We start from the raw sequence: 9,203 nt of genomic DNA on the forward strand, positions 1-9,203 counted from the left end.
CCCTTGAGGGGAGGGTGACCGGGCTTCGCCCGGCCACCCTCCCCTCAAGGGGGAGGGAAACCGACGTCAATCCACTGTCAACATTTGCTGCGTCGGCGACGACGACCAGTCGATCTATGGCTGGCGCGGCGCCGAGGTCGACAATATCCTGCGCTTCGACAAGGATTTTCCCGGCGCCACCATCATCAGGCTGGAGCGCAACTACCGCTCCACCGCGCATATACTGGGTGCGGCTTCGCATCTCATCGCCCACAATGAGGGCCGCTTCGGCAAGACGCTGTTCACCGACCGCAACGACCCCGAGGACGACAAGGTGCATGTCCATGCCGCCTGGGATTCGGAGGAAGAGGCGCGCGCCATCGGCGAGGCGATCGAGGCCTACCAGCGGCAAAAGCACAACCTCAACGATATGGCGATCCTGGTGCGCGCGTCCTTCCAGATGCGCGCCTTCGAAGACCGCTTCATCACGCTCGGCTTGAGCTACCGAGTCATCGGCGGCCCGCGCTTCTACGAACGGTTGGAAATCCGCGACGCGCTGGCCTTCTTCCGCGTCGTCGCCAACAGCGGCGACGACCTTGCCTTCGAGCGCATTGTCAACGTGCCGAAGCGCGGGCTCGGCGAAGCCACCATCCGCCAGATCCACGACACCGCGCGCGCCATGCAAATCCCGATGCTTGAGGCCGCGGCGACGCTCGCCGAAAGCGACGAGCTGAAGCCGAAGCCGCGCGCCGCGCTCCGCGAGGTCGCGGCCAATTTCGAGCGCTGGCAGAAGGCGCTGGAGACCACGCCGCACACCGAGCTCGCCGAGACCATCCTCGAGGAGAGCGGCTACACCGATATGTGGAAAAACGACCGTTCGGCGGAAGCGCCCGGGCGGCTGGAGAACCTCAAGGAACTGATCCGCTCCATGGAGGAGTATGAATCCCTGCGTTCCTTCCTCGAGCATGTCGCGCTGGTCATGGAGGCCGAGCAAGGCGAATCGCTCGATGCGGTCTCGATCATGACGTTGCATTCGGCGAAAGGGCTTGAATTCGAGACCGTATTCTTGCCCGGCTGGGAGGAAGGTCTGTTCCCGCATCAGCGCGCGCTGGACGAAGGCGGCCGCTCCGGCCTCGAGGAAGAACGCCGCCTCGCCTATGTCGGCCTGACGCGCGCGAAAAAGAACCTGCACGTCTGGTTCGTCTCAAACCGCCAGATCCACGGCCTGTGGCAATCGACCATTCCGTCGCGTTTCGTCAATGAATTGCCGGAAGCCCATGTCGATGTCGCCGATGGCGGCAATTCCTATGGCGGCTACGGCAATCCCTATGGCGGCGGCTCCTTCGCCTCGGGCCGCGGCGGCGGCCGGCAGAATCCCTATGGCGCTTCGCGCTTCGACAATATCGGTGCGGAAAAATCCGGCAGCTTCTCCAACACCTATGCGACGCCCGGCTGGCAGCGCGCGCAGGCGAACCGCACCGAAGCGACCGACCGCAACTGGGGCACACGCTCCGGCCACCAGGTCGAACGCATCGGCTATGGCGAGACTGACAGCGGCTATGGCGCCGGCCGCACCTCGGTGAAAGGCCGCACCATCGAAGGCGAGCTGGTCGCCAAATCGGTCGCCGACACACCTTCGCCATTCAAGCTCGGCGACCGCGTCTTCCACCAGAAATTCGGCAACGGCAATATCGCCGCCATCGACGGCAACAAGCTGACCATCGACTTTGACAAGGCCGGCCAGAAACGTGTGCTGGACGGGTTTGTCACCAGCGTTTGAGCGGCGGCCGCCAACGGATTACCGTCCGAAAACCGCAGCCTCTCAGCGATACCGCGCCTGGTTCCATTTGTGGCCGAGCAGCGACAGGATGATGATCAGCCCGTTGAAGAACTGCACGTAGAAGCCGCTGAGGCCCGCGGCGACGACGCCGGTCTGGATGAACGACACGGTGACCGCGCCGATCGCGCCGCCGACCACTGTACCGATACCGCCCCAGGTCGGCGTGCCGCCGACGAACACCGATGCCAGCACCGGCAGCAGATAGCCGTCGCCCGCCGTCGGCCACCAGGTGAAGTTGATCATCACCGAGAACGTGCCGGCGATCGCCGCCCCGATGCCGGTGAAGACGAACACCTTGACCCGGACGCGCTGGACGTCGATGCCCATTTGCTTGGCGCTGTCCGGATTGTCGCCGACCACCTTGACCTGCGCGCCGAAACGGTGGCGGTTGTAGAGCAGCGCCGACAGCACGACGAAGGCGATGGCCCAGAAGATCTGCACCGGGATGCCCCAGAGCTGGCTGGAAAAAATCTTGTAGGCCCAGCTGTCGGCCAGATTGGTCAGCGCCGTCGACTTGCCCTCGTTGATGATCTGGATCAGCCCGCGCAGCAGGAAGTTCATGCCGAGCGTGGCAATCAGCGACGACAGGCCGCCATAGACCACCAGCGATCCGACTAGGAAGCCGAGCAGCGTGCCGGTGAGAAGCGCCGCGGCGATGCCGAGGAACGGATCGTAGCCGGCCTGCACGACGATCGCGAAGGCCCATGAGGCGAAACCCATCGTCGCCGGGAACGATAGGTCGATCTCGCCGCAGGTGACTACGAAGACCAGCGGCACGACAACGAACAGCGCGACGGGAAGCGTCGTCAGCACCGAGCTGTAAAGATACCAGGTGGTGAAGACGGTCGGGTTGGCGATCATGAAGATCGCCATCATGACGATGAACACGGCGAGCGTGCCTAGCGCCGCGCGATTGTCGAGGACGAAGCCGCGCAGCCAGTGATCGGAAGGATGACTCCACTGCTTGCCTGATTCTGTCGGGCCGCTTGCCCTTCCCAGAGGTGTTTGCAGATCGGGTTCCATGGCCTTGCTCATCACGCTCTCTGCTCCGCTCCGCCCGCCTCGTGTAGCCCTGGCAGGCCACCCGGATGCGCGATCTCTTCCATAAAGTTGATGAGGTCGTCGGCTGACTTGACCTCGCTGCTGTCAGCCGTCAACGCCACCTTGCCGCGGTCGAGCACCACGAAGCGGTCGGCAATGTCGAAGACATGATGAATGTTGTGGCCGATGAACAGGATCGAGCGGCCACTCGCCCGCACCTGGCGCACGAAATGGAAGACCTTGGCGGTCTCCGTCAGCGACAGCGCCGTCGTCGGCTCGTCGAGGATGATCAGCTCCGCCTGCTTGTAGATGGCGCGCGCGATCGCCACACCCTGACGCTCGCCGCCCGAAAGCTGGCCGACGATGGAATGCGGCGTGAACACTTTCGAGGTGAAGCCGATCTCGCGCATCAGCCGGCTTGCCTCCTCGATCTCCTTGTTGACTTTCAGCCAGCCCATGAAGCCGGTCAGCTCGCGGCCCATGAAGATGTTGCGCACGATCGTTTGCTGCACGGCCAAAGCGCGGTCCTGGAAGACCGTCTCGATGCCGGCATCGCGCGAGCGGGCGGCACTCCATCCGGTCACCGGCTTGCCGCGTACGAGGATGTCGCCGCTTGTCGGCTTGACCACGCCGGATAGGATCTTGATCAGCGTCGATTTGCCGGCGCCGTTGTCGCCGATCAAGCCGACCACCTCGCCGCGATCGACGCTGAGGTTGACGCCGCCCAGCGCATAGACCTGGCCGTAGGATTTCTTGATATCGCGCAGTTCGATGATGCGTTCGCCCATGCGATCCTCGCTTCCAATTGTGTTATCGGCCGCTTGCCGGCGATCCGGTCGGCCGGGCCCAACCCCGACCGACCGCCTGGGAGGTCAACGCAGCGCCTGCTTGGCCAGCTCGGCGACGATCTCGTAATTCTGCGGCGTGACGAAGCCGGCGCCGGTATCGACATTCATCGGCGCCAGACCCAGCACCACCTGCTGGCAAAGGCTCAAGATCGGCAGATAGCCCTGCAGGAAAGGCTGCTGGTCGGCCGTCAGCTGCACCCAGCCGCCCTTGAAGCCTTCGACGATCTGCGGGCTGGTATCGAAGCCGAAGTTGAAGATGTCGCCGGGCTTGCGTCCCGCCGCCTGCATATAGGTGGCGACGTTGCCTAGCATCTGTCCGCCGGGATAGCCGACCGCCTTGACGTCGGGGTGGTTGAGCAGAGCCGCCGTGATCACCGGAATGGCAAGGTTCGGGTCGGACGCCCATTCGCCGCTCGGCGGCGAGGACAGCTGGATCACCTCGACGCCCGCCTCCTTCAGCGCCGCGACCGTGCCGCGCTCGCGCGCGCCGCGATTTTCGTTCTCGAACGGGCCGATCATGATCGCCTTGTCGCCGGCCTTGAGCTTGCCGAGCTTGAAGGCCTCGGCGCCGAGCGCGCGGCCCTGCTGCTCCTGCTGCGCGCCGACATAGCCTCCGCCGAACGCTTCCACCACCTTCGGCACCGGCACGTTCTGGTACATCATCTTGATGCCGTCCTTGTGCGCCTGTTCGGCTAGCGGCATGATCGCGGCATCGCCCGGATGGCCCATCATGGCGATGCCTTGCGGCTTGACCGCGACCGCCTCGCGCAATTGCTGCACCATCTTCTCGACATCCCACTGGGAGAAGATGTAGTCGACCTTCGGCCCAAGATCGGCCGCCGCCTGCTTGGCGCCATTGTAGACGATGGTGCCGAAGGCGTCGCCCTCGGCGCCGCCGACGAAGAAGCGGATATGGACGTCCTTGCACCATTGGGCGTCAAGCGCCTTTGCCGGCAAGGTGGAGATCGAGGCGCAGAGCGCCGCGGCAGCCGCCACGACGGTCGAGCGCAGAACAGTCCTTCTGGTCGTGATGCTCATGCACGTTCCTCCCTTTTGGTCCCTCGCAACAGAGGGTTTCGACGATTGCTTCGGCCGTAGTCTTGGTGGCCGGCTCCTCCCGCCGGCCGGTCCTCACACCGGATTGGGCAGGTAGCTGGCTCCTCCCCTGCACTGCTTCAGATAGTCCAGCGCCCGCACCTGACCGGTCATCTCGAGGTCGCCGCGATAGACCGGGTCGTGCCAGCCTTCGATGTCGATGGCGCCCTTGTAGCCGGCCAGCCGCAATTCGCTGATCACCCGCGTCCAGTCGCTGTCGCCGAAGCCGGGGCTGCGCATCTGCACGAACGGCACGCGTCCGAACACGCCGTGCTCGCGGATCACGTCCCAGCGCACGGTGGCGTCCTTGCCGTGGACGTGGAAGATACGCGGCGCCCATTTGCGAATCTGCGGAATCGGGTCGATCAGATAGACGAGCTGGTGGCAGGGCTCCCATTCGAGCCCGAGATTGTCGTCGGGCAATTCGTTGAACATCAGCTCCCAGGCGTCCGGGTTGTGGGCGATGTTCCAGTCGCCGCTCGCCCAGTTGCCGTCCATCGCACAGTTCTCGAAGGCGATGCGCACGCCCTTGTCGGCGGCGTGCCTGGCCAGCGGCCCCCAGACCTCGCGGAAACGGGGCAGGCTGTCGGTCAGCGGTTTGCCGCGCAGCCGGCCGGTGAAGCCGCAGACCATCGTGGTGCCGAACAGATGTGCGTTGTCGATGACGGTCTCCCACGCCGCGAGCACGCCGCGGTCGACCTCGCCGTTCTCCAGCGGATTGCCGAACACGCCGATCGATGAGACGGCGACGTCCGCATCGCCGATCGCTTCGCGGATTTCGCCCGCCAGGCGCTTTAGGTCCTTGCCGCCCAGCGTCTGCCAGAAAAAGGGCTGGATGCTCTCGAAGCCGAGCGGCAGGATCTGTTTCACATAGGCGGCCGGGTCGTCGAGATTGGCTCGCACCATGGTGCCGATCCTGATGTCGAGAAGCGGGTTCGGCATCATGGCGTTTCCTTTGCGATTGCGACGCGGCGTCCGGTCTCTGCGCTTTCGATGGCGCCAAAGACCATGGCTAGGCTTTTGATGTTGTCGGTGCCGCGCGTCTCCGGTTCGGTGCCGGTCTCGATCGCGCGCATGAAATCCTGGATGATGCCGAGATGGCCGTCGACTCTGTCGGACGCGTCGAGCGCCGGCACCTCGATCGACTGGGTCTTGTCGATGATACCGTCGCGGCCGGATGCAACCACCTCGGCCTTCAACCCGTCATGCCCGTCCCACAACAGGCTGCCGCGCTCGGCGACGATGCGCCAGCTGCCTTCCCAACTCGTGCGGAAACCGTCCGCGCACCAGGAGCCGGCATAGGTGAAGACCTTGCCGCCGCCGAAATCGAACACCGCGCTGGCCGACGAGCCCTGACGGTACCAGGAATTGGCAGGCTCCCACTCCTGGCAATAGACGCCGGCCGGTTCGCCGGCGACCATGTAGCGGGCGGCGTCGAACGTGTGGATCGCCATGTCGAGCAAAAGCACGTGGCGCATCTCCTCGCGAAAGCCGCCGAAGTGCGGCGCGACGAAGAAGTCGGCATGGATGCTGGTCGGCTTGCCGATGGCGCCGGAATCGAGGAACCGCCGGATCCGCCTGACATTGGCGACATAGCGCCGGTTCTGAACCACGGCATGGACCCGCCCCGCGCGGCGCGCCGCTTCGATGATGGCGCGCGCATTTTCTGGGCTGTCGGCAAGCGGCTTTTCGGTGAGCAGATGGCAGTTATGGGCAAAGGCCGAAAGCGCGACCTGGCGCCGCGCAGCAGGAACCACGACATCGAACACGGCATCGGGCCGGGTCTGATCGAGAACGGCATCGAGGCTGGTGCCGATGACGGCATTGGGGAGCTCGTACTCGCGCGCCCTCGCCTGCGCCCGATCGGCATCGAGATCGACAAGGCCGGCAATGGCAAGCCCGTCGATCTGCCTCGCGGCATCGAGCCACTGCTTGCTCATGGCTCCGCACCCGACCAGGACGACCTTCATCATCCAGCGCTCCTCCTCCGCTCGGCCCCTCCAGGCCGAGTGTCACGGCATTTCCGGCTTCACCGTAAACGTTTTTCCGTAAACGTTTACGAGAACACACCCGATGGCGTAGAATGTCAATCACCTGCTCGCGAAAATCGACATGCACTGCTTGGCCTGAAGGACGGCCGGTGCTAGCGAGGTCAGGGGGAGAACCTACCTTGGCGTCCAGCATCCACGATCTCGCGCGTCACCTGAACATTTCGATCGGCACCGTGTCGCGCGCGCTGAACGGCCGCGCCGACGTCAATGCGGAGACGCGCCAGCGCGTGCTCGAGGCGGCCAGGAAGCTGAACTATTCGCCCAACCAGTCGGGCCGCAGCCTGCGCCAGGGCGCCACCCGCTCGATCGCCTTCATGCTGCAACCGCATCCCGGCGACCAGCAATATGGCGAGCCGTTCTTCATTCCGTTCCTGACCGGCCTGCAGGCGCGGCTCGCCGAGCATGAGTTGGATCTGATGGTCGTCATGGGCGAGCCCGGCCAGTATCAGCAGGAGCGGCTGCGCCGCGTGGTTGAGACGCGCCGGGCCGACGCGGTCGTGTTGGCCAATACACGGCGGGAAGACGATCGGATCGACTATCTGAGCAAGGCCGGCTTTCCCTTCGCCACGCTTGGCCGAAGTCAATCCGGCGGCGACACCTATCCTTCGCTCGATATCGATTTCGAGAGGGCGGGTGATGAAGCCGTCGACCGGCTGGTTGCGCGCGGCCACCGCCGCATAGCTGCCATCCGCCCTTCGCTTGATCTCAACTTCGGCTACCTGTTCCTCGACGGCTACCGCAAGGCTCTGAAGCGGCACGGCATCGAAGTCGACCCCGGCCTGATCGCCGACGGCTTCATCAACGAGACCGGCGGCTACCAGGTGACGCCGCGTGTCATGCTCTCCAAGGACCGGCCGACAGCCATCATCTTCAACAATGACGCGATGGCGCTCGGCGGCTGCAAGGCACTGGCCGAGATGGGCATCAGGCCCGGCCACGACATCGCGGTGATCGTCATCGTCGACACGCCGCTCTGCCGCTACTTCTCGCCGACGCTGACCGCCTTCCGTCCGGCGCTGGAGCCGATGGGCCGGCGGCTGGCCGAGATGCTGCTGGCGTCACTCCCGGCCCATGCCGGTCCGGAGGGGCCACGCACGATCCGCGAAGTCTGGCCGCTGGAGCTCGTCGCGCGCGAGAGCGATTGAGCACCCTCTCCTTCTCCCCTTGCGGGAGAAGGTGTCGCCGAAGGCGACGGATGGGGGGTGCTCCAGGGAAAGCCAACGTCTCGCTCCGCTGGAACACCCCTCATCCGTCTCGGCGCTGCGCGCCGATCCACCTTCTCCCACATGGGGAGAAGGAAGGAGCCCCACTCCTGTCACGCAAGTATGATGTTCGCGTCCTAGACCCGATGTGACGCCATTCCGGCTCTGCTCGTCACATGGGGACATCATGAAGCACCTCAACCGAACCGTCGCGCTTGGCGCGGCAATCGCCCTGTTCACCGTGCTGAGCCCTGCGCTCGCCGAGGGTGTTGGCTATGTCAACAAGGGGCTGGTCGGCGTTGGCCGCATCCCCGCCAGCCAGAAGGACAAATTCGGCGAGACCTTTGGTTCGGGCTCCGGCATGGCAATCGACGCCAAGAGCTGGGCGCGTGACGGCGCCGGCTACAAAGGCTCGCTCTGGCTGCTGCCGGACCGCGGCTACAACGTCGCCGGCACCACCGACTACCGGCCCCGCTTGAACACCATTGCAATCGAGCTGACCCCAACCCCTCCGGGCGCGGCGCCCGCCGCCGGCCAGGAACAGTCGGGCGTCAAGGCAACGCTCGTCGACACCATGCTCCTGACCGACGACAAGGGCGCCGACGCCACCGGCCTCGACCCGCTCAACGGCGTGCGCCCCGCTGCCGGCGACATGCCGATCCTGCCGCAGGCCGACAATGGCAAGCTTTCGCTCGACGACGAGGCGGTCGTGCGCCTGCCCGACGGCACCATGTTCATTTCCGACGAATATGGCCCCAACATCTATCGCTTTTCGGCCGACGGCCGCCTGATGTCGGCGACGCAGCCGCCGGCGGCCCTGGTGCCGATACGCCATGGCAAGCCGAACTTCGCTTCCGACAATCCTGGCCCGGGTGCCGCCGAGCCGGATCCCAAGGATCCCGAGACCGGCCGCCAGAACAATCAAGGCCTCGAAGGCATGTCGATGACGCCGGACGGCAAGTTCCTGATCGCCGTGCTGCAGTCGGCGCCGCGCCAGGATGGCGGCGATTCCGGCTCGACCCGCCGGAACACCCGCGCGCTGGTCTATGACGCCTCCGACCTCGCCCACCTCAAGCTGGCGCACGAATATGTCGTACCGCTGCCGGTGTTCAAGGACGCCAAGGGCAAGATCAAAGTGGCCGCGCAG

Annotated in this window: 7 protein-coding genes and 1 pseudogene; 3 read left to right on the forward strand and 5 right to left on the reverse strand. The window is 65.1% G+C overall.

Annotation, left to right across the window (positions count from 1 at the left end):
* Positions 1–67: 67 nt before the first annotated feature.
* Positions 68–1,759 (forward strand): annotated as a pseudogene (locus EOA75_RS22940) (3'-5' exonuclease); the annotation flags it as partial.
* Between the two features lie 42 nt (positions 1,760–1,801).
* On the opposite strand, the gene EOA75_RS22945 reads toward EOA75_RS22940, so the two are convergent.
* From EOA75_RS22945 to EOA75_RS22965, 5 genes are all read right to left on the reverse strand, one after another.
* On the reverse strand, positions 1,802–2,854 hold the full coding sequence (locus tag EOA75_RS22945; RefSeq protein WP_095802684.1) for an ABC transporter permease: 1,053 nt from the start codon (positions 2,852–2,854) through the stop codon (positions 1,802–1,804).
* The gene (locus tag EOA75_RS22950; RefSeq protein ID WP_127325233.1) at positions 2,854–3,648 is read right to left on the reverse strand and encodes an ATP-binding cassette domain-containing protein; all 795 of its coding nucleotides are present in this window, start codon (positions 3,646–3,648) and stop codon (positions 2,854–2,856) included. Before EOA75_RS22950 ends, EOA75_RS22945 begins: the two co-directional genes overlap by 1 nt.
* 84 nt (positions 3,649–3,732) lie before the next feature.
* On the reverse strand, positions 3,733–4,746 hold the full coding sequence (locus tag EOA75_RS22955; protein ID WP_095828976.1) for a substrate-binding domain-containing protein: 1,014 nt from the start codon (positions 4,744–4,746) through the stop codon (positions 3,733–3,735).
* 93 nt (positions 4,747–4,839) lie between these two features.
* The gene (locus tag EOA75_RS22960; protein WP_127325234.1) at positions 4,840–5,748 is read right to left on the reverse strand and encodes a sugar phosphate isomerase/epimerase; all 909 of its coding nucleotides are present in this window, start codon (positions 5,746–5,748) and stop codon (positions 4,840–4,842) included.
* Positions 5,745–6,776: a Gfo/Idh/MocA family oxidoreductase gene (locus tag EOA75_RS22965; RefSeq protein ID WP_127325235.1), complete on the reverse strand. Its 1,032-nt coding sequence runs from the start codon at positions 6,774–6,776 to the stop codon at positions 5,745–5,747. The genes EOA75_RS22960 and EOA75_RS22965 overlap by 4 nt, the downstream gene beginning before the upstream one ends.
* A 197-nt stretch (positions 6,777–6,973) precedes the next feature.
* Between EOA75_RS22965 and EOA75_RS22970 the strand changes: the two genes are divergently transcribed.
* Complete coding sequence (locus EOA75_RS22970; protein WP_095783804.1) at positions 6,974–7,999, forward strand: LacI family DNA-binding transcriptional regulator; 1,026 nt, start codon at positions 6,974–6,976, stop codon at positions 7,997–7,999.
* Positions 8,000–8,243: 244 nt separating this feature from the next.
* A partial coding sequence (locus tag EOA75_RS22980) for an esterase-like activity of phytase family protein (RefSeq protein ID WP_127325236.1) occupies positions 8,244–9,203 on the forward strand: 960 nt, incomplete at its 3' end.

This window comes from Mesorhizobium sp. M1A.F.Ca.IN.022.07.1.1, assembly GCF_003997575.1.
Classification (GTDB): Bacteria; Pseudomonadota; Alphaproteobacteria; order Rhizobiales; family Rhizobiaceae; genus Mesorhizobium.

Bases quoted from the DNA above. Each gene is read 5' to 3' on its own strand.
- EOA75_RS22945 (WP_095802684.1), bottom strand. From the start codon at position 2,854: ATGAGCAAGGCCATGGAACCCGATCTGCAAACACCTCTGGGAAGGGCA.
- EOA75_RS22965 (WP_127325235.1), bottom strand. From the start codon at position 6,776: ATGATGAAGGTCGTCCTGGTCGGGTGCGGAGCCATGAGCAAGCAGTGG.
- EOA75_RS22960 (WP_127325234.1), bottom strand. From the start codon at position 5,748: ATGATGCCGAACCCGCTTCTCGACATCAGGATCGGCACCATGGTGCGA.
- EOA75_RS22955 (WP_095828976.1), bottom strand. From the start codon at position 4,746: ATGAGCATCACGACCAGAAGGACTGTTCTGCGCTCGACCGTCGTGGCG.
- EOA75_RS22950 (WP_127325233.1), bottom strand. From the start codon at position 3,648: ATGGGCGAACGCATCATCGAACTGCGCGATATCAAGAAATCCTACGGC.